Origin of the sequence: Paraburkholderia caffeinitolerans (assembly GCF_902859945.1) — a bacterium.
In the GTDB taxonomy this organism is placed as follows: domain Bacteria; phylum Pseudomonadota; class Gammaproteobacteria; order Burkholderiales; family Burkholderiaceae; genus Paraburkholderia; species Paraburkholderia caffeinitolerans.
The window spans coordinates 1-17470 of the sequence record NZ_CADIKL010000075.1 but is presented as its reverse complement, the minus strand read 5'-3'; the positions used below and the strand labels follow the sequence as shown (position 1 = coordinate 17470).

The window sequence follows — 17470 nt, the reverse complement described above, 5'->3', positions numbered from 1 at the left end:
GAGCGCGCTGCGCATGAGCGGATATTTCAGGCGGTTCGCGCTATAGAGGTACCACGAGTACGATGCGCCGCGCGAGCAGCCGCGCGGCTCGTGGTTGGGCATGTCGGGGCGCGTGCGCGGATAGTCGGTCTGCTGCGTTTCCCACGCGACAATGCCGCCCTTTACGTAGATCTTCCATGAGCACGAGCCCGTGCAATTGACGCCGTGCGTGGAGCGCACGATCTTGTCATGTGCCCAGCGCGTGCGATAAGCGTCTTCCCATTTGCGGTCTTCGTCGGTCACGGCGCCGTGGCCGTCTGCGAATTGCGCTCTGGCAGTAGTGAAGTAACGCAGACGATCCAGAAAATGGCTCATGGCAGCTCCAGGTTTTGCGTTCTGGTAATTAGCAATTAAATGAAAACATCTGCGCAAAGTAAAGGGGGAATGAACGTAATTGGGGTTTGATTCAGGCGGTGGTGCGTGCCGGATGCATCCTCTGGACGGATTTGCAGTTTTTTCGCGTTAGAGGTCGGGGAAACGCCAGCCAGCGGTTCGCGTCGCATGTCGACCACATCGGGTCGGCGTGAAGATCGACGAACCGGCGGCAGACAGGCCGCGTGAATATTGGCATTTATGGACAAAGCGCTGGATCCCACGAGGTTGCGGCACGAGCTATCCGCATGTGGCGGAAAGCCCGGACCTGGGCGGAACCGGTTTCGAGGCTAACCTCCCCCGGTTTGACGAAACGCCCGACGGCGAAGGTTTCATGCTCTCGACACGGGATCACTGCCGTGGCACCCAGATCGTCTACGACGGAGACCCATACCAGACGGCTGATGGATACCGCAGTGTCGCCAGCATAAGTGCCAGACGGTGGGTCCGATGCCGCACCGGAACTCGAAATCGTTTTCAAACTACTCCCGCAATCACGGCGCGCTCGGCGGCGAATCCGCTTGTCTGCCCATTCAGGTATCGTCCACTGGTTCCACAATCTACCGGAACAAGACGGACAATAATTGACTTCAATCAATGTAGTTCAATGTAGGAATCCGCAATCGTTTCGCAATCGTTTGCGCATCCAATGTCGGCCCCGGCGGGGCCGGACGGGGGCTGAGCCTGCAGCGAACACGCTCATCCCGGTACGTATTCGTCACAGGGTCGTGCGGTGACGACCCGATCCCGAGTTCGCCGTGATTCGCGCTCGAATGCATTTCCGCGAACTATTCGACTCCCTTAACGCGACAAAACCGCTTATCTCACCTGGCGTAATGAGCGTGTGCGGGATCTACCGCTGCCTTACGATTGATCCAGGTCAATGGTGATTCGGTCAGAACCGCTTATCTGAGAGATGATGGCTGGGCGATGTCGTGCGAGTCCCGCTTGTACCGCTCGGCCAGACGGATCAATTCGACTGTTGATGCGCCGAATTGGCGGGTGGCACATTCCGCATTGGCCGCTCGATGCCATGGCGTACCAGAAATTGCGAGCAAAGGTTTTATTGTCCATGATTCAAATTCACCGGAGCGGAGAATGGCAGATTCACTAGCCTTATGGCATGCCGAGCACGTCAATTTCGCGCGACTCCTCGATCTTCTGGAAGAACAGGTCGCCGAATTCCACCAGGGAGAGCGGCCGGACTACGCGCTTATGTCCGATATCCTCTACTACATGCGGAATTTTGCCGATCGCGTTCACCATCCTCCGGAGGATGTCGCGTACGCGCGGCTGGCTGAACGGGATCCCGGTGTTCAATTGCAGGTGAACCGGCTTCTCCAGGAACACTGTGTTATCGCGATAGCAGGCGAGGAGCTTCTGAATTGCCTTAAGGAAATTTCAGAAGATGTTTTGGCCCCCCGGTCGCATCTTGAGGCGGCCACCGCGACGTACCTTGTGTATTATCGTCACCATCTTGCCACCGAGGAGCGCCTTGTCATGCCTCGTGCGGCGCAGGTGTTGACAGGAGAGGACTGGGCTGCGGTCGCTGCGGCGGTGCCGGCCGGCTCCGATCCGCTATTTGGCGACGACATGCTGGAGCGCTTCGAGGTACTGCGCAGACAGATCGATCGTGTAGCGCAGGCGCCCGGGCACGACCCGGCATGAACACAAGCTCTGATCGAAATCCCCCACATCCGTCCGTGGCGCCGGCATCCCTGGCGGCCGACGGGAGCGATGGCATGACCCTACTGGCTCGACATGACGCCGGAAGCAGTTCGTCTCCAGGTCCGGTATGCGCCGATCAGTAAGGTGAACGCGACAAGCACGATCGCCGCGGCGCTCGCGAGTCCGCCAGCCTGGCGCAGCCAGAATGCTCCGCTCAAGCCACCAGCCACTCGCGCCAGAAGCGCGACACGCAGCACTGCAAGGGGTACATAAAAGCTCGGGTGGTACGCCAGGCGCACGCGCACCACGGCTGGCAGGATGAGCGGCGCGTGGCCGAGCAGCATCGAGAACACAAAGCCCAGCGTGATCGCGTGCAGCGCAGCATCCCGCCATGCATGCCCGGGCGAGAAGGCACCGGTGAGACCCAGGAGCGCGCCAACGGCCAGCCAGCCATAGCCTGACAAAAGACACACGTCGATGAAGCGCACCAGTCCTCTCTGTCGCACCGTGTGGCGGGCGACGTCATGGCGCGCGAGCCACGCGGCCAGCGCCAGCAGCCCGCCGGCGAACACACGCAGGGAGCCGTGGGGCCACCACAGTGCACCGGTCGTACTGGCAAGGATGACCATGACGATGATCACGAACTGTCGGGGTCCCCATCTTGTTACGGGCAGCAAACGCGGCAGTTCGAGGCGTTCGCCTGCAATAGTAAGGATCAGGAACGACAACCACCACGGTACCGCGGCCGATAGGTCTCCGACGGTCAGCCACACGCCGTTGCCGAGCGCCCAGCAAACTGCAGCGCCCGCCAAGACGACCAGAAACAACGTGGGTTGACGCCAGGCCAGCTTGATGCTGGCCGTCATCAGGATGCCGGCAGCGATCACAAGCAACGCCTGCACGACCGGCGCTGGCGCACCGGCCAGCAGCACAATGCCCGCCACCACCGTGCCGGCCGGCGCGAGGTAAGGCACCGCCCGCTGCATGCCTACCGCTCGCTCCAGACTGATCACGGTGCCGAAAAACACCGGAATCATCAGCGCGCCGTGCCAGGCTGCGCGTGTCAGCACGAACGCCGGCACCATCACGCCCGGGCGTGCCAGACCGGTCAGCACCGCGCAGGCGAGCAGCAGGACAGCGGCGATGCCTGCGGCGGCCGCTGCAAATTGCAACAGGGCTGGGGTACGCATGGTCGTTGCCGTCAATCGAGCGCCGTCTCTGGTTTGACAATCAGCACGCGCCAGAGGTCGTGGGGACCCTTTTCACCCCGCCACCAGAACCCGTCCGGCAGTTCGGCGACGAACTCTTCGAGTAATGGTTCGGGATTGTGGTCCGACACGAGTTCGAGCGCCTGGCCGGGGGCCAGTCCCGCAAACGTGTCGAAAACCATGGAATGGCGCTCACGCGGATCAACGGTACCGACGTCGACGACGATCACGGAGGCAGGGATGGCAATGGTAGACATGTTCGTACTCCAGAATGAAACTGCAGCCACAGTGAAATGAACGAAAAGCGTCAATGTACGGGCCAGTGGAGCAGCTCGCGAGCGGCCTCGCTCATCATGGCGGGCGACCACGGCGGGTCCCAGACCAGCGCGACATCGACAGACACGCTGGAGGGTGCGACTTCCCGGGCTACAGCCCGGACTTCATCGCGGACGAATGTGCCCATCGGACAGGCGGGTGAGGTCATGGAGATCTCAACGAGCAGGCACCGCGGACTGAGTTCGACGCGGTACACGAGGCCGAGGTCAACGATATTCAGGCTGACCTCGGGATCGATGACCTGTCGCAATGCGTCGCGGATGGTCGCTTCTGCGGCATTCTCGTGAAGGGCGCTCATAAAGGCCTCGCAGGCGTGACGGGGGACGACGGCGCGACGGCGTCAGCGGCCCTGCGCTGGACAAGGAGTTTGATCATGAAGTCCCAGACCATCAACAACGCACCAGCGGCGAACACGATGTCACCCGGCATGCGCATCCACTGCCAGAAGGTAGTGGTGTTGTAGAACGCGAGGCTTCGCGCCCAGGCATAGCCGTGTATGTAGACCGCGAGTAACTGCAGCCAGCCAACCGGGTAGAAGTTCATCACGATCCACATCGCGAGGCCGGCGTTGTAGAGCCAGAACGCCCACACGCCGCACCGGTCGCTCCATGGGCGGTTGCCGGTGAGATAGCGCAGCACCATGTACAACAAGCCGATGGCGAGCAGGCCGAAAGCGCCAAAGAGGGACGTATGTGCGTGGTTCAGCGTAAGGAAGGTGCCGTGTTCGTAGTAGTTCACCAGTGGCGCGTTGAGCGTACCGCCGCCAAACACCCCGGCGCCCACGAAGTTCCAGAATGCCGAGCCGAGGATATAGAGGTAGGCAAGCCGGTACGGGAACGCCTTTTCATGCCGGATGTGACGCTGCTGCTCGATGGCTTCCAGCACCAGCAGGAAGAGCGGCAAGACCTCGATGAACGAAAACATGCTGCCAACGCCCACCCAGAGGCCAGGTTCACCCGCCCAGTACATATGATGGCCAGTACCAAGCACTCCACCGATCAGAATCAGGATCCATTCGAACAGCACGGCGCGCTCGACCATCTGGCGTGACACGAGTCCGAGCGCCATCAGGAAGTAGCCGGTCACCGCTGCCGTGAACAACTCGAACGCCAGTTCCACCCAGAGGTGCACCACCCACCAGCGCCAGAAGGCGGTAATCGAGAACGACGGGTTGGGTGTGCCGAGTGGAATCATGCCGAACACATAGAGAACTGTGACGCTCAGCGTGCTGACCCACAGCAGGTGCTCGATCCGGAAAAGGCCGTAGAGCGACCCGCCGCTTTGCCTGAACAACGCCCTGAGTGTCGGCCAGAATGCGCGCAGCAATACCAGGCACCAGACGGCCTGGCCGATGAAGAAGAGGATTTGCCAGAAGCGGCCGAGCTCGAGGTAAGACAGTCCCTGGTTGCCGAACCAGAACCAGTGTGTGCGGATCAGGCCCATTACCCCAAGGTAATCGCCAAGCAGCGCCCCCGCCACGATCACGGCCAGTACCCAGAAAATCAGGTTGACCAGTGTCCGCTGTCCTGCCGGCTCACGCCCGCCGATCAGCGGCGCCAGGAAGAGGCCTGCGGCGATCCAGCTCACGCCGATCCAGACGATCGGCGCCTGCAGGTGCACGCTGCGCAACGCGGCGAACGGCAGCCACCTGTCGACTTCAATGCCATAGAAGCTCGATCGATCGGTGTAGTAGTGCGCCATGATCGAGCCCACGAGGCTCTGCACCAGCAGGACAGCGGCCACCACGAGGAAATACTTCCACAGCGCCCGTTGACTGGGTGTGGGCTCATTGAAGCCTCGTAGCACCGGTTCGAACGTTTCGTTCCCGGCCTTCGGCTCGATCCAGAGGCGAAAGATCATCAGGATCGCGCCGATCGCGAAAAAGATCAGCACGAAGGACGCCCACGTCCATTCGAAGGTTGCGGCGGTGGGCGCATTGCCGACGAGCGGTTCGGCCGGCCAGTTGACGGCCCAGGAATAGTTCTTGCCCGGGCGCCGTGCGACGGTCGTGAGTGACGCATAGAGCAGGAAATTCGCCGTCTGTGTGGCACTGGACGCGTCGAGCGCACGCGCCCCAGTGTAGCCGTGTGCGAAGTTGTCACTGAGCAGCGCTGTGCTGATGCGTTGTTGCAGCGCCTGAATCGCGTGCGCGACCTCATCGGGAAGCACGACCTGCTGCTGGCTCAGATCGATGCCCTGGAGTTGCGCCTGCATGGCGCGGGTGACGCCGGCCTGCTGGTCGGCCGTGATGGCGTCAAACGGCTTGCCGTAGCGTGATAACGCCAGATTGTTCTGCACTTCTTTCGCCAGTTGGACAAGGTACTCGGCGGTGAAGTCTTCGCCAAAGTAGGAGCCCATGCCGTACAGGCTGCCGTAGTCCATCAGGTCGGCTTTCTGGAAACCCGACTTGCCGGCGACGATGTCGGCGTAGCGCATCACCACGCTGCCAGTCGGCGTGACCATCTGCTGCGGCAGTGGCGCCGCCTGCCGATAGGTGGCGCGCGTGGCGACCATCATGCCTGCCCAGCAGAGCGCGGTGACGATGAGGAGAATCCAGATCAGCACCCGGCTGGTGCGATCCTCCGGACGGCTATCGTCCACTGGGAACGGGTTCGTATTCATGGTTGCATTTCAACCTGTGACGAATTGTGTTCATCGACCGGGAAGAAGGACGTCACTGGCCCCTGACGAGAGGGGGTGTCCTTGTGGAGCACGATCACTCGTGAATGCATTCGGGGCCCCGGCCGGGGCATGCGACCCAGGATGGCACGGCTACGCGCGACTGGCCCGCGACCTGGGGGCGTCAACAAGCGAACGCTCAAGGCCTGCCCGGAAAGCGCAGGACGCCACCACAGGTAGAGGCGGGAGATGAGGCATTGAGAGACACGCCGGGTCGCCAATCGCACGACGCGCTCCTTTCGGGGCCACCGAGAAGAGATAGGTGCCCGGCGCTGCACTTGCCGGGTGGATAAAATGCATTGTCTATGCATGTTTTAGCATAGGGGTGACACCCGAATCTGATCTGGGTCAATTGGTCGCACGATGACAAAGCGCCAAGTGGCTGGCCACCTCAGGACAGTAGTGGAAGGGGACGCGGGGTTATCCAGAGGTCAGGACGGATCGCTCGCTGGTCAATGGAATCAATCGCCCGGCGTCATTGTGAATCCTGATTAAATGATGTACTGTAAATGCATGTTAAGCGCGGATCGAAGTTGACTGGTCTCGCGCCTGGCCCCAGCGGGCCGCTTCACGGATGGAGTCACCATGCACCTCACCGTCTACACCGATTACACGCTTCGGGTGATGATGTACCTCGCTCTGAAATACCCGGATGGTGACGTTGCGACGATCGACGAAATCGCGGGGGCATATGGGATCTCGCGCAACCACCTGACGAAAATCATCCACGAGCTCAGTCAGGTCGGTCTCATCGAGACGACGCGCGGCCGGTCAGGTGGCGCCCGTCTGGCGCGCGCGCCCGGGGAGATTTCCGTGGGAGAAATCGTGCGCGTCGCCGAGAAGGATTTTTCCGTCGTGCGGTGTCATGACATGAGCGTCGCGCACGACTGCGCGATCTTTCCAGCCTGTAACCTCAGGCGCAGGCTGTACCTGGCGGTCGATGCCTTCCTCCATGAACTTGACACGATGACGTTGCGGGAGGCCATTGCAGCGCCCACCGTGGCGGCATCTGTCCTTGGCGTGGCCGACGGCCGCGAACTGGTGCCGGTGGCAGTGTCGCGCGCGCATGGCGGTCCAGGCCGCCGGGCAGGAGTCCGGTCATGAAAATGCATCTCCCGCACCGCTCTTCTTTCGTGACTCCGGCATCGGATCTGCCCGTCCTGAGACTCGGCTTCCGGCCGTTTTATCTCGGCGGCGCGCTATTCGGCGTGCTTGCCATGCTGGTCTGGCTTGGCGCGCTGCATGGCATTGTGCCGGCAGGCCGGATGACGTCGCTCAACGGCATCCTGTGGCATGCGCACGAGATGATCTTCGGGTTTGCCGCAGCCATCGTCGCGGGCTTTCTGCTGACTGCGGTGCGGGCCTGGACCTCGCTCGAAACACCATCTGGCACGCCGTTGGCCCTGTTATGGCTTCTGTGGCTCGCGGGGCGCATCGCGGTATGGTTCGGCCCGGAGCCGCTGGCCGCGATCGTGGATTCGGCGTTTCTGCCGGTCCTGATGATCGTCCTGCTACGCGTGCTCATCCCCGCACGCAACCGCCACAATATCTTTGTACCCGTCGTGCTGGGCATGCTCGGCCTGCTGAACATCCTGTTTCACGCCTGGGTGTTGCAGGGACGGGCCGATCTGGCATTGCGCTCTGCTGACGCCGCCGTCGGACTGCTGGTGACGCTCGTTACCATCATCGCGGGTCGCGTCACGCCGATGTTCACGGCTAACGCTGTACCCGGCTACGCGTGCAGACGCTGGCGCGCAATTGAAGCGCTGGCCGTGCCGTTGCCGCTGCTGGCTTTTGCGCTCGACGCGCTGGGCGCGAGCGCGTGGCTTGTCGGCAGCGCGGCAGGCGCGACGGCGGTGGTCCATGGCATCCGGCTTGCGGGATGGCGTTCGTGGAAGGTCGGCCACCGGCCGATTCTCTCCATTCTTCACGCGGCCTACGCCGGGGTTCCACTCGGCTTCGGCCTGCTGATGCTGAGCGCTGTCGGATGGGTACCGCATTCCCTCGCGCTCCACGCCCTGACCGTCGGTGTGCTCGGAGGCGCGATCATTGCCATGATCACGCGGACCGCGCTCGGCCATACCGGCCGCACACTCGTCGCCGGGTCAACCGAGATTGCCTGTTACTGCCTCGTGATCGCCGCCGCGATCCTGCGCGTTTTCGGCCCGTTGCTCGCGAGTGGCTGGAGTGCCAGGTGGATCGACGCCGCCGGCCTGTGCTGGTGCGTGGCATTTGCACTGTATGCACGCCAATACTGGCCCCGGCTGACACGTCCGCGAATTGACGGCAAGGCGGGCTGAAGTGAAGTCTGACAGCCTCCTGATCAAGCCCGCGCCTTCTTTCGACGAACCCGTTGAAATGCTGAAGGCGTGTCATGAGCGCATTGCGGCGCAATGCGCGACGCTTGAAAAGCTCGCGGCGCACCTGCCTTCGCACGGCGCGAATACGCAGGCACAGCAGGCAGCCAGAAACATCATGCGCTATTTCGACATCGCGGCGCCCCACCATCACGCTGACGAGGAACAGGATCTCTTTCCGGTGCTGATGGAAATCAGTCAGCGTCAATGCTCACCGGTGGGTGCACGGATCGCATCCCTGCTTGACGAGCATCGATCTCTGGAGGCGTCGTGGGCACAATTGCGCATCGTGCTCGCCGATATCGCCAAAGGGAAAACAAGGCTGCTCGAACCCGTCCGGGTCGCTGACTTCATCGGAGCTTACCGCAGTCATATTGCCCTGGAGGAGAGCCAGATTTTTCCATTTGCCGAAGCGTGCCTCGACCGGCTGCAACTGGCCAGGCTGAGCGCGGCCATGGTGGCCCGACGGACCATTACGCCGCGGTGACGACCACGATCATCTGCCTTTACGGAGAAACAATCATGCATAATCAATCAGTTATCCTATCCGTTATTTCCCATCCGTACGTCTTCGACGCGCGCGGCGTCGCCAGACGTTTCCGTCACGCGGCTATTTTCGGCGCGCTCGATGCGCTGGAGCCAGGCGAGGTTATGCGCTTTGTCAACGACCACGACCCGCTGCCGCTTCTGGCCCAGATCGGGCATCACTTCGGGGCGCGCATCGGCATCGGATACGTCGCGCGCGAACCAGGCAACATCGTGATTGACTTTGCGGTGAAGGCCGTGGACTGAAATACCCGCTGCGTCGGCGCAACCAGTCACCTGGATATTCATCGCCAGAGGAAAGCATGTTGACCACAACCGTACCCCAGAGAAGCTCCGCACCTTTCCCTCATCGTGAACCGCTCGCGCGGCCGGATGATGAAGGGCGGTGGACGGCAGACATCGGCTGCAAGACGTGCGCAATGGCCGCACTGTGTACCCGCAGCCCAATTGACCGGCTAACACACGAGCGGCTCAACGATGTCGTGCAGTGCGTGCGCACCGTACATCGCGGGCATGCCCTGTACCGACCGGGCGACGCCTTCGGCAGCATCTATGCGGTTCGCGCCGGTTCGTTCAAGACCGTGGTCATGCATCGCGAAGGACATGAGCAGATCACGGGCTTTGGCATCATCGGTGACACGCTCGGCATCGATGGCATTGCCAGCGGAAGACACAGCTGCGAGGCGATCGCGCTGGAAGACAGTGCCGTGTGCGTGATGCCGTTCGACCTGCTGGAGATGCTGTGCCGGGAAGTGAAGACAATTCAGCACCATGTGCACCAGATGCTGGGTGCCGAGATCGTGCGCGAGTCCACCCTCATGATGCTGCTCGGCACCATGACCGCAGAGGAGCGGGTGGCCTCCTTTCTCGCCGACCTATCGCAGCGCTGGGAAGCCCGCGGCTACTCCGCCGCGGCGTTTACACTGAAGATGACGCGCGAGGAAATCGGCTGCTACCTCGGGCTGAAGCTCGAGACAGTCAGCCGGACATTGACGAAATTGCAGCGGCGCGGGCTGATCCACGCGTGCGGCAAAGATCTCCGGATTCTCGATATTGACGGGTTGCGGAAGCTGGCGACAGATGTTGGCCCTGCTTCCTTTCGGGGTCAACCGCACCGGCAGGCATTCGGGTACGCGCCTGAGACTCGCTTGCCGGAATATCGGCCAGGAGGACATTGATGGAAACTCACGACGAAGTCGAAGGCGTTGCATCCCGGCAGGTCACACATGTCGACACTCGGCGTGTTGTGCAAACACGCCCTTCAAGCCAGATTGCGCAGGAATGCGGTGCGTCTCCCCTTAGCGCCACGAATTTCCCGATGTTGACGCCGCACGAGATTGCCACGCTCATGCTCGTTGCTCACACCCCTGAGCAAGTCAGCATCGAGCGGCCCGACCTGCTGCCATTGTTGAGCGGCAATCTGGTAAAGATTGACAGGTGTCGCAGATGCCGGGGCAAACCCCGGACGACGCCGTTGGGAGAAGTTCTCGTTGTGCGGCTTTGTAAAACAACGTGCCGGGCATCGAAAGATGCCTTGTCAAACCGAGTAGAGACCATTATTGAGGCCGATCATGCAAATCCCTCATGAAGTTGAGCGCGTGGCCCGTCAGCGCGCAGATCACCTCGAAGCCCTGATCGACGAGGCTGGAGCGGAGAGCTTCCCGGCAAGCGATCCCCTCGCTGTCCATCCGGAGCCCCGGCCCATCACGACGCGCACGGCGACGGGTATCGAACCTGCGGGAACGCGGTCATAAATCTGTTGTTGCAGGCGGGGCTACTCAATTGGCGACTGTCCCGCCTTCACCGTCCGAAGCTCTATATGTCTTCCTCCTGGCATCCGCAATCGGCTTCGGTTGCGATCACACGGCGCAGCTGCACAAAGCGCTCGTGTACCGGCGCTTGAAACAGCGGATCGGCCGACCGGTTTGGGTTTGCCTGCAGAATTGAGGACCAGTCGCCAGAATCCAGATGATGCGCCGCGACGGGAAACAGCGCGAGTTCCTCAACCGCCATGTTATGCCGCAGCCGCTCCGCGTACAACTGGATACGAAACTCGAGCAGCTCTCTCGACATGTTTTCATCGCGCACCATTGATTCGAGGTCCTGAATCAATTCGTGGCCCTGAAAAGCCAGCGTCGCGTGCTGCGCCGACAGTTCGTTTGCCAACTCGGGGTGCAACGCCTTCTTCCCGAGCAGCTTGCCGATGATGCGATCCTCCAGTGCATGGTGGTTCACGTCGGGAAACCGCGTGAGGTAGTAGAGGGCATCCACGAGCAGTGCGGCGTTCGCGGCCGCCTGCGCGTCACGGAGCATCGATTGACGTTCGAGGAGTCGCACGAGTCGCTCCAGACGCCGGTGCTCGGCAATCAGGTTGTCAATGATGCTCGTCATGCCGGGCCTCACTCGACTGCCCCTCCGGCTTCATCGCGTCGAGCGCGAGTGCCGAATGCGCGTAAGCTGCGCCGGCGCGCATCTCGGCCGCAACCCAGATCGCTTCCATGATCTCGTTCTCCGATGCCCCCGCCTTCAAGGCCTCCTTCGTGTGACCACGTATGCAATAGGGGCACTGCGTCACGTGCGCGACGGCCACCGCGATCAGCTGTTTCGTCTTCGCCGGCAGTGCGCCGTCGGCAAAAACGCTGCTGCTGAAAGCCCGGAACGCAGCGAGCGCGTCGGGGGCGAGTTCCCGGCGCCGTCGGGCAATGTCCGGGTCTGGTTGTGGATACATTGAGTTTTCCATCATTCACCTTCTGCGAAAAACGCGGACGTTCGCGGTCGACATCGTCGCACTCAATCCAGCCCGGCGTGCCGGTGTTGACGCCGCCATGAAAGAGGTTTTTGGAGGCCCGCCGTCACGACGGCCGGGCGGTGGAACCCGTTCGTAACCATCTCTTGAACTCCAGATACGCAATGATGAAGCGGTGCCGGTAAGGATGGGTGCGTGCGAAATGTCCCCTGTTGAGCACCGCACGACGGTAGATGAGCATCGTACGGCGCACCCACTCGGTGGCCTGCGGCAACCCGTCGCGGCCGATGAGGAACTCAATGCGTCGCTGCTCGCTCATGCTCGCCTCGCTATCGCGTTCCGGGCCCGGCTTGGGGATTTCCACCTGCTGCCCGCCCCTGGCTGGCCTGATGATCATGCGGAAGATAAAGGGTCACCAGCACCGAGGCGTTTTCCACGGCCTCGAGCCAATGTGGCTCCCCGGCCAGCAGAAATAGCATATCCCCGCTGCGCATCAGTTGTGCTCCCGCGCCGGTACCGAATTTGACGACCCCTTCGAGACACTGCACGGTTATTTCTCCGGGCGCCCGGTGCTCGGGAATATGCTTGCCCGCCGGAAGCACAAGTCGAACGACCTCCAGGTGATCCGAGCGCATGAGCGTGACGGATTTCGAATCCCGCAGTGCCTCACCGAGTGGTCGAATGTCGATCAGTTCCCCCTGAGTCACCCGTGGCATTGCCATAACAGCCTCCCTGCGTCAGTTTGTGGCATTCAGATCGTCCGGCGCGCCAGCATGGTGCGGATCTCGCCGATCGCCCTGGCCGGGTTCAGGCCCTTGGGGCAGACGTCCGTGCAGTTCAGTATCGTCCGGCACCGGAAGAGGCGGTACGGATCGTCAAGCTTGTCAAGCCGCTCACCGGTGGCCTCGTCACGGGAATCGACCAGAAAGCGATAGGCCTGCAGGAGGCCGGCCGGACCGACATATTTATCGGGATTCCACCAGTACGAGGGGCACGCGCTGGAACAGCACGCGCACAAAATGCACTCATAGAGACCGTCGAGCTGATCACGCTCCTCGGGCATCTGGCGCCTCTCCCGCTCGGGTGGGGGCGTGTCATTGATCAGGTAAGGCTTGATCGAGTGGTACTGCTTGAAGAACGCGGTCATGTCCACGATCAGGTCGCGAACGACCGGCAACCCGGGCAACGGCCGCAGGACTGTGTGGCGGGGGAGGTCGTTGAGGTTGGTGATGCAGGCGAGCCCATTCTTGCGGTTGATGTTCATCGCATCGGAACCGCATACGCCTTCACGGCACGAGCGCCGAAAGCTTAGCGTCTCGTCCTGTGCCTTGAGCCGGACCAGGACATCGAGCAACATCCGGTCATTCGGGGTCACCTCGATCTCATACGTTTGCATGTACGGCCTGGGATCCCGGTCTGGATCGTAGCGGTAAATTTCGAAGGTTATTGTGTTGCTCACGGTGTTTCTCCTTTGCGAAGATCTCGTGGCCTGTGCGCATTATTGCCGGCGTCGATCCACGACTTGCCATCACAGGCCAGCCGCATTCCGGCAAGAGATTCACTCCTTGACGTGCCGAATTCATTGTTCGCCCGTGTCGGTCTCCACCAGGACCGGAGATCATGCACATCCCTAGGATGTTATATCACAATGTGATGCAATCGGTCGATTGCCTTCAGGCTGAGATTGCCGCTGCAATCACACTCGTGTCACACCCATTCTCACGTTGGCAAAGATCACGTGTTGGCCAATAAGCGCTGGAAAAGTAACATCGAAGGACACGCTATTCGGCATGCTTGCTGCATGAAGGCGAAAAGTGACGGGCTAGCGTTGCGTTATTCGGGCGTCATACCCGGCATCGTAGAAAGCAACGAGGAATACCTCGGCGAAGAGCCTGGAGTCTACGTGCAACGTGTTTGCCCACACGTCGTGCAAGAGACGCACGGCGCAAGCTAGGTTCGATGTGGCATCTCGACGAAATGTTCATGAGTCTTCGCGGTGAGCAGTACATGCGGTGGCGTGCAGTTGATGAGCATGGCACGGAACTCGATGTCCTGCTGCAGAAGCGTCGCGACAAGGCGGCAGCCAAACGCTTTTTCAGACATGTGCTGCGTTTGGCGCCCGTGCCGCGAAAAATCGTCACAGACCCGTTGAGCAGCTACCCGGCGGCGAAGGCGGAGATTCCGGAGCTGGCCGGCGTGAAGCACGTGTTCGTGAAAGCCGCAGCACGGGTCAACAACCGCGCGGAGAACAGCCATCAATCAACGCGCCGCCGTGAACGTGCCATGTCGCGATTTGGCGATCCGGTGCGCACACAGGCGTTCCTTTCCAGCTTTGGTCCGATCCGGCAGCAGATTGCGTTGCCACGCCACTGCATGATGGCACAATCCCATCGCGCAGCTCTCAAGGCACGCCTTTCGGCTTGGTACCGCTGGACAGTAATCGAGACTGAAGAATGCGCTTATTGATCAGGATGCCGATTCATTTTATCTTTTATCCGATCCGATAAGGTCAAGTTGACAATGCCCGTTTGCGGGTGCGGCTTTCAGTACTTTGTCGTGCCGCTTGCGGGCACGGAACCATCGCTGTCGAGCGGCTTCACCCTGCGTGTCGGATCGAAATCAGCCCACCGGCCATCCTGCCAGAGACCAGAAGCTATCTCGATATCTTGACCGCTTGTTTCACGTAAATCACGGACTGCACGCGCCTGCATGCCAGAATTCACGTGAACCGCCAGGAGTACGCCGGATTCGCGCTCGTGCGGCATGGCCATGGAGCCAGGCTCGTTGGCTCTGCTGGCGCCGCGAGTCAGCAGCAAAGCGCCGATCAGGGTGCCTACGTACGCGCCCACTAGCGTCGCGACCGCCAGCACTAGAAACGCGTGAAATAGCATGAAGGTGAGCACGACGGCTACTGCCGCTCCCACAACCGCACCGATCGCACCGCTGCCGGTTGCCCCGAGCCCAGCGGGCCGCGCCTGCGGGTCAGCGTACTCGTCTCCTCCGATCGGATAGCGTGCGTGTTGGCCGCCCGGGTTCACATAAAATTCGGCAACGTCCTCCTCGATCAAGCCGCTCGTTAGCAATCGCTTCCTGGCCGCCTCGGCGGCGTCAAACGTCGTAAACCGGGCTGCGACGATCTGTGACATGGATTCCTCCGCCTGACAATGGGTATCTGCTGACAACGTTCGCCGCCGCGGGGAGTGCGCATGATGTGCTTGTCGTGCTTGCGAACAGCAGCCCGATTATGCCGGCATCTCGGCGCAACATTCCGCAAACGTCTGAACCAGTTGTCTCTGCCATCATGGCCACCTGATATTCCATCCACGCTCACCCTGCATCGCCCCCACTGCAGCGTGATATCTAGAGTCCCCAAATGATGTCGGCGTTCTGTCTGTGGGCCTGGCGCATCATGTCGAGAAACGGCCACGCCCGCTGTGAAAGGCCACTTCCGGATTCCATGTTCCGGCCTCTCAAAGACTGGCCAGAGTCCAGTGTGAATTCTGATTTTTCTTCGTCTGTAATCGCTGCTTCAAGGCACCGGATGGCACCAGACAATTCGTCATGCAGGATGACGCCGCGCGTATCGAGACGCAGGCCGATCAGTCCCAGCAGATACTGGGCAAGATCCCTGAGCATGACGACATTCGGTGCGGCAGTCGATTGAAACGTAACCATCATGAACGCCTCCTCTGTCGATTGTGCCAGGTGTGAGAGCACCGTCTGTCCGACTCCATCGGCGCAGACAGCAGCGTCGAGGTCCTCACGATAACCGGTGCCCCGGGTTCGGGGGCTTGGCGCGGAACCCGCATGGGTACGCGCCGTGCGGACGGATCATGCTTGTATCGGTACGAACTGGCCCCCGGGGGGAGCAGATCATCGGAAGACCTGTCTATATTTTATATCACAGTGTGATATATTCAAGCGTCACGCCTTGCCAGCCAAGGGCGAGTGCGGTGTATCGACGGTAAGGTGGACTGGCCGTGTCGCGATAAAGAAGATGGGGCGAGCAAACGCTCGCAATAAACAGGCTGCTTACGGCTCCGGTGCAAATCGGAGCTGCCGGTAGGTTAAGCTCGGGTTTTGATGAGCGCGAGCAGGCTATGAGTAAGCTGGTAGATATCGACGGCACTGTCAAGTTGACGAGCGCAGGCTACGCGCCTGTCTAAAGCGTAGTTATCCTTATCAGATGATTCGTTCAACTGTAGCCGAGACAGTCCAGCTGTGCCATGTGGCGAGGCGTTCTTTCAATATGGCGCGGTGACATTCCGCATTCATCCAATGTCTGGGTAACGCGAAGTGCTGCCGGAACGGGCCGAAGCATGAGAGAAGGGATCGTTCCAATCACTAGCTTTGTAAGAAATGCGCCGGATAAGGGCATTTGAACTGGGACGGTGGTTTTTCGGTCGAAATAGCAGGAACCCGGGGGCAAGAGGATAAGCCTTGGGGCTGAAAGTGAGAGGGCGGACCGTACGCGTCCCTCTGCATGGAGACAGATCATGATCCAGATTCTTGAAGGCTTCCCGGGGAACGTCGCTGCGGTCAGTGCAAACGGCAAACTTGCGCGAGAAGACTATGAGAGGGTTTTAATACCTGCGGTAGAGGCAGCCCTGGTTGGGCGCGAGAAGATTCGGATTTACTATGAACTCGGTCCTGATTTCATGAGTATGGAGCCCGGAGCCGCGTGGGAGGACTTGAAGCTTGGTGTCTCCCACTATCTGCAATGGGAGGGTATTGCAGTCGTGACGGATCATGAATGGATACGGCACTCGATCGACGTCTTCCGCTTCCTAATTCACGGACAGGTTCGCACCTTTCCAATGAGTCGCGCTAACGAGGCACGTGACTGGATTGTCGGCAATCTCGTCAGAAATACGATTCGTCTGAGCTGACACTCGGGAAATTATCAAGCTAGTTGTCGACTCAACAATAGAATTCCGCACGGCTTTCTCGTTCATGGTTTTCTCGGTGCGCGGTCGGCGGTCGGGTTCCTGGTCCTCCATGACGCGTCGTTAGCACACCCCCAGCGTCATAGTAATGCGAAATTCGCTAGGCCTCAGGCACGATCCGGCGGCGGCACCAACTGATCGTAGGGCGGGAGGTTGCTGGTGTTGAGTCGCGCGATCTCATACGCCTGACGCAACTCGTCGGCGGCACGCGTGTAGGCGAGCAGCATCTCGGTGTCGTCGAGCGGATCGCCCTCGAGGTCGTCCAGTCGCACCTCCAGAGTCCTGATGGCGTCGTGCACGGCCTGGATGGCCATCAGCAACGTGTTTCCACTGACGTCGGGCATAGGGGGCCTTGGTGATGGCGCACGGCGTACGTGACTGTTCAGGTTGTCAGGACGGCGGGTTTGATATCGCCGAGTTCGACCTGCCGCACGATCGCGTTGCGCGCGAGGTTATCGAGTGGGTTGTGGTGCAATTCCGAAGCGTCGGTCTGTTAGCCTTGAGCTTTTGACGATCACGAGCCAATGAGCAAGCTGAAAGATCTGGAGTGGTTGTTCAACGGCCGTCATTTCG

General features: G+C 60.8%; 21 protein-coding genes and 2 pseudogenes. 9 read left to right on the top strand and 14 right to left on the bottom strand.

Annotated features, from left to right (window positions below; genetic code table 11):
* Positions 1-354, bottom strand: a 354-nt coding sequence (locus HV773_RS35820) for a nitrate reductase (protein ID WP_175198462.1), incomplete at its 3' end; no start/stop codon positions are given.
* A 1155-nt stretch (positions 355-1509) separates the two neighbouring features.
* Here HV773_RS35820 and HV773_RS35815 point away from each other — a divergent pair.
* A complete protein-coding gene (locus HV773_RS35815; RefSeq protein ID WP_175198461.1) occupies positions 1510-2079 on the top strand; it encodes a hemerythrin domain-containing protein in 570 nt (189 codons plus the stop codon).
* An 80-nt stretch (positions 2080-2159) separates the two neighbouring features.
* On the opposite strand, the gene HV773_RS35810 is transcribed toward HV773_RS35815, so the two are convergent.
* Genes HV773_RS35810 through HV773_RS35795 form a run of 4 tightly spaced genes read right to left on the bottom strand, consistent with a single transcriptional unit; the run spans position 2160 to position 6245 of the window.
* Complete coding sequence (locus HV773_RS35810) at positions 2160-3269, bottom strand: hypothetical protein (RefSeq protein WP_175198460.1); 1110 nt, start codon at positions 3267-3269, stop codon at positions 2160-2162.
* An 11-nt stretch (positions 3270-3280) separates the two neighbouring features.
* The gene (locus HV773_RS35805) at positions 3281-3544 is read right to left on the bottom strand and encodes a DUF2249 domain-containing protein (RefSeq protein WP_115108530.1); all 264 of its coding nucleotides are present in this window, start codon (positions 3542-3544) and stop codon (positions 3281-3283) included.
* A 50-nt stretch (positions 3545-3594) separates the two neighbouring features.
* Positions 3595-3921 (bottom strand): metal-sulfur cluster assembly factor, encoded by a 327-nt coding sequence (locus HV773_RS35800; protein ID WP_175198459.1) that lies wholly within the window; start codon positions 3919-3921, stop codon positions 3595-3597.
* Positions 3918-6245 carry a nitric-oxide reductase large subunit gene (locus HV773_RS35795; RefSeq protein WP_175198458.1) on the bottom strand — a complete coding sequence of 776 codons (2328 nt, stop codon included), beginning with the start codon at positions 6243-6245 and terminating at the stop codon, positions 3918-3920. Before HV773_RS35795 ends, HV773_RS35800 begins: the two co-directional genes overlap by 4 nt.
* 642 nt (positions 6246-6887) lie before the next feature.
* Here HV773_RS35795 and HV773_RS35790 point away from each other — a divergent pair.
* Genes HV773_RS35790 through HV773_RS35765 form a run of 6 tightly spaced genes read left to right on the top strand, consistent with a single transcriptional unit; the run spans position 6888 to position 10793 of the window.
* Positions 6888-7406, top strand: a complete 519-nt coding sequence (locus tag HV773_RS35790) for an Rrf2 family transcriptional regulator (RefSeq protein ID WP_175198457.1) — start codon at positions 6888-6890, stop codon at positions 7404-7406.
* Positions 7403-8602 carry an NnrS family protein gene (locus tag HV773_RS35785; protein WP_175198456.1) on the top strand — a complete coding sequence of 400 codons (1200 nt, stop codon included), beginning with the start codon at positions 7403-7405 and terminating at the stop codon, positions 8600-8602. Before HV773_RS35790 ends, HV773_RS35785 begins: the two co-directional genes overlap by 4 nt.
* A gap of 1 nt (position 8603) precedes the next feature.
* Positions 8604-9146 carry a hemerythrin domain-containing protein gene (locus HV773_RS35780; RefSeq protein WP_246282645.1) on the top strand — a complete coding sequence of 181 codons (543 nt, stop codon included), beginning with the start codon at positions 8604-8606 and terminating at the stop codon, positions 9144-9146.
* 35 nt (positions 9147-9181) lie between these two features.
* Complete coding sequence (locus tag HV773_RS35775; RefSeq protein WP_175198455.1) at positions 9182-9451, top strand: DUF2249 domain-containing protein; 270 nt, start codon at positions 9182-9184, stop codon at positions 9449-9451.
* A 56-nt stretch (positions 9452-9507) separates the two neighbouring features.
* Positions 9508-10383 carry a helix-turn-helix domain-containing protein gene (locus HV773_RS35770; RefSeq protein WP_175198454.1) on the top strand — a complete coding sequence of 292 codons (876 nt, stop codon included), beginning with the start codon at positions 9508-9510 and terminating at the stop codon, positions 10381-10383.
* A complete protein-coding gene (locus tag HV773_RS35765; RefSeq protein WP_175198453.1) occupies positions 10383-10793 on the top strand; it encodes a hypothetical protein in 411 nt (136 codons plus the stop codon). Before HV773_RS35770 ends, HV773_RS35765 begins: the two co-directional genes overlap by 1 nt.
* A gap of 227 nt (positions 10794-11020) precedes the next feature.
* Here the strand turns inward: HV773_RS35765 and HV773_RS35760 are convergent, their stop codons facing one another.
* The 5 genes from HV773_RS35760 to HV773_RS35740 all read right to left on the bottom strand — a co-directional run bounded on the left by HV773_RS35760 (position 11021) and on the right by HV773_RS35740 (position 13410).
* Positions 11021-11596: a hemerythrin domain-containing protein gene (locus HV773_RS35760; RefSeq protein WP_175198452.1), complete on the bottom strand. Its 576-nt coding sequence runs from the start codon at positions 11594-11596 to the stop codon at positions 11021-11023.
* Positions 11580-11933, bottom strand: a complete 354-nt coding sequence (locus HV773_RS35755; RefSeq protein ID WP_246282640.1) for a carboxymuconolactone decarboxylase family protein — start codon at positions 11931-11933, stop codon at positions 11580-11582. The genes HV773_RS35760 and HV773_RS35755 overlap by 17 nt, the downstream gene beginning before the upstream one ends.
* 124 nt (positions 11934-12057) lie before the next feature.
* Positions 12058-12270, bottom strand: a complete 213-nt coding sequence (locus HV773_RS35750) for a hypothetical protein (protein ID WP_175198451.1) — start codon at positions 12268-12270, stop codon at positions 12058-12060.
* A gap of 10 nt (positions 12271-12280) precedes the next feature.
* Positions 12281-12673: a cupin domain-containing protein gene (locus tag HV773_RS35745; protein WP_175198450.1), complete on the bottom strand. Its 393-nt coding sequence runs from the start codon at positions 12671-12673 to the stop codon at positions 12281-12283.
* 29 nt (positions 12674-12702) lie between these two features.
* A complete protein-coding gene (locus HV773_RS35740) occupies positions 12703-13410 on the bottom strand; it encodes a succinate dehydrogenase iron-sulfur subunit (protein WP_175198449.1) in 708 nt (235 codons plus the stop codon).
* A gap of 494 nt (positions 13411-13904) precedes the next feature.
* Between HV773_RS35740 and HV773_RS35735 the strand changes: the two are divergent.
* Positions 13905-14417: pseudogene (locus HV773_RS35735) on the top strand (DDE-type integrase/transposase/recombinase); the annotation flags it as partial.
* A 77-nt stretch (positions 14418-14494) separates the two neighbouring features.
* On the opposite strand, the gene HV773_RS35730 reads toward HV773_RS35735, so the two are convergent.
* The 3 genes and pseudogenes from HV773_RS35730 to HV773_RS37645 all read right to left on the bottom strand — a co-directional run.
* Positions 14495-15097, bottom strand: a complete 603-nt coding sequence (locus HV773_RS35730) for a hypothetical protein (RefSeq protein ID WP_175198448.1) — start codon at positions 15095-15097, stop codon at positions 14495-14497.
* Positions 15098-15311: 214 nt separating this feature from the next.
* Complete coding sequence (locus HV773_RS35725; protein ID WP_175198447.1) at positions 15312-15629, bottom strand: DUF1840 domain-containing protein; 318 nt, start codon at positions 15627-15629, stop codon at positions 15312-15314.
* A gap of 504 nt (positions 15630-16133) precedes the next feature.
* Positions 16134-16286, bottom strand: a pseudogene (locus HV773_RS37645) (IS6 family transposase); the annotation flags it as partial.
* A 161-nt stretch (positions 16287-16447) separates the two neighbouring features.
* Between HV773_RS37645 and HV773_RS35720 the strand changes: the two are divergent.
* The gene (locus tag HV773_RS35720; RefSeq protein WP_175198446.1) at positions 16448-16840 is read left to right on the top strand and encodes a SpoIIAA family protein; all 393 of its coding nucleotides are present in this window, start codon (positions 16448-16450) and stop codon (positions 16838-16840) included.
* A 164-nt stretch (positions 16841-17004) separates the two neighbouring features.
* Here the strand turns inward: HV773_RS35720 and HV773_RS35715 are convergent, their stop codons facing one another.
* Positions 17005-17241: a Tsi2 family anti-toxin gene (locus HV773_RS35715; protein ID WP_465263016.1), complete on the bottom strand. Its 237-nt coding sequence runs from the start codon at positions 17239-17241 to the stop codon at positions 17005-17007.
* Positions 17242-17470 lie beyond the last annotated feature (229 nt).

Coding starts and splice junctions, on each gene's coding strand:
- HV773_RS35815 (WP_175198461.1), top strand. CDS start 1,510: ATGGCAGATTCACTAGCCTTATGGCATGCCGAGCACGTCAATTTCGCG.
- HV773_RS35810 (WP_175198460.1), bottom strand. CDS start 3,269: ATGCGTACCCCAGCCCTGTTGCAATTTGCAGCGGCCGCCGCAGGCATC.
- HV773_RS35805 (WP_115108530.1), bottom strand. CDS start 3,544: ATGTCTACCATTGCCATCCCTGCCTCCGTGATCGTCGTCGACGTCGGT.
- HV773_RS35800 (WP_175198459.1), bottom strand. CDS start 3,921: ATGAGCGCCCTTCACGAGAATGCCGCAGAAGCGACCATCCGCGACGCA.
- HV773_RS35795 (WP_175198458.1), bottom strand. CDS start 6,245: ATGAATACGAACCCGTTCCCAGTGGACGATAGCCGTCCGGAGGATCGC.
- HV773_RS35790 (WP_175198457.1), top strand. CDS start 6,888: ATGCACCTCACCGTCTACACCGATTACACGCTTCGGGTGATGATGTAC.
- HV773_RS35785 (WP_175198456.1), top strand. CDS start 7,403: ATGAAAATGCATCTCCCGCACCGCTCTTCTTTCGTGACTCCGGCATCG.
- HV773_RS35775 (WP_175198455.1), top strand. CDS start 9,182: ATGCATAATCAATCAGTTATCCTATCCGTTATTTCCCATCCGTACGTC.
- HV773_RS35770 (WP_175198454.1), top strand. CDS start 9,508: ATGTTGACCACAACCGTACCCCAGAGAAGCTCCGCACCTTTCCCTCAT.
- HV773_RS35765 (WP_175198453.1), top strand. CDS start 10,383: ATGGAAACTCACGACGAAGTCGAAGGCGTTGCATCCCGGCAGGTCACA.
- HV773_RS35760 (WP_175198452.1), bottom strand. CDS start 11,596: ATGACGAGCATCATTGACAACCTGATTGCCGAGCACCGGCGTCTGGAG.
- HV773_RS35755 (WP_246282640.1), bottom strand. CDS start 11,933: ATGTATCCACAACCAGACCCGGACATTGCCCGACGGCGCCGGGAACTC.
- HV773_RS35750 (WP_175198451.1), bottom strand. CDS start 12,270: ATGAGCGAGCAGCGACGCATTGAGTTCCTCATCGGCCGCGACGGGTTG.
- HV773_RS35745 (WP_175198450.1), bottom strand. CDS start 12,673: ATGGCAATGCCACGGGTGACTCAGGGGGAACTGATCGACATTCGACCA.
- HV773_RS35730 (WP_175198448.1), bottom strand. CDS start 15,097: ATGTCACAGATCGTCGCAGCCCGGTTTACGACGTTTGACGCCGCCGAG.
- HV773_RS35725 (WP_175198447.1), bottom strand. CDS start 15,629: ATGATGGTTACGTTTCAATCGACTGCCGCACCGAATGTCGTCATGCTC.
- HV773_RS35720 (WP_175198446.1), top strand. CDS start 16,448: ATGATCCAGATTCTTGAAGGCTTCCCGGGGAACGTCGCTGCGGTCAGT.
- HV773_RS35715 (WP_465263016.1), bottom strand. CDS start 17,241: ATGCCCGACGTCAGTGGAAACACGTTGCTGATGGCCATCCAGGCCGTG.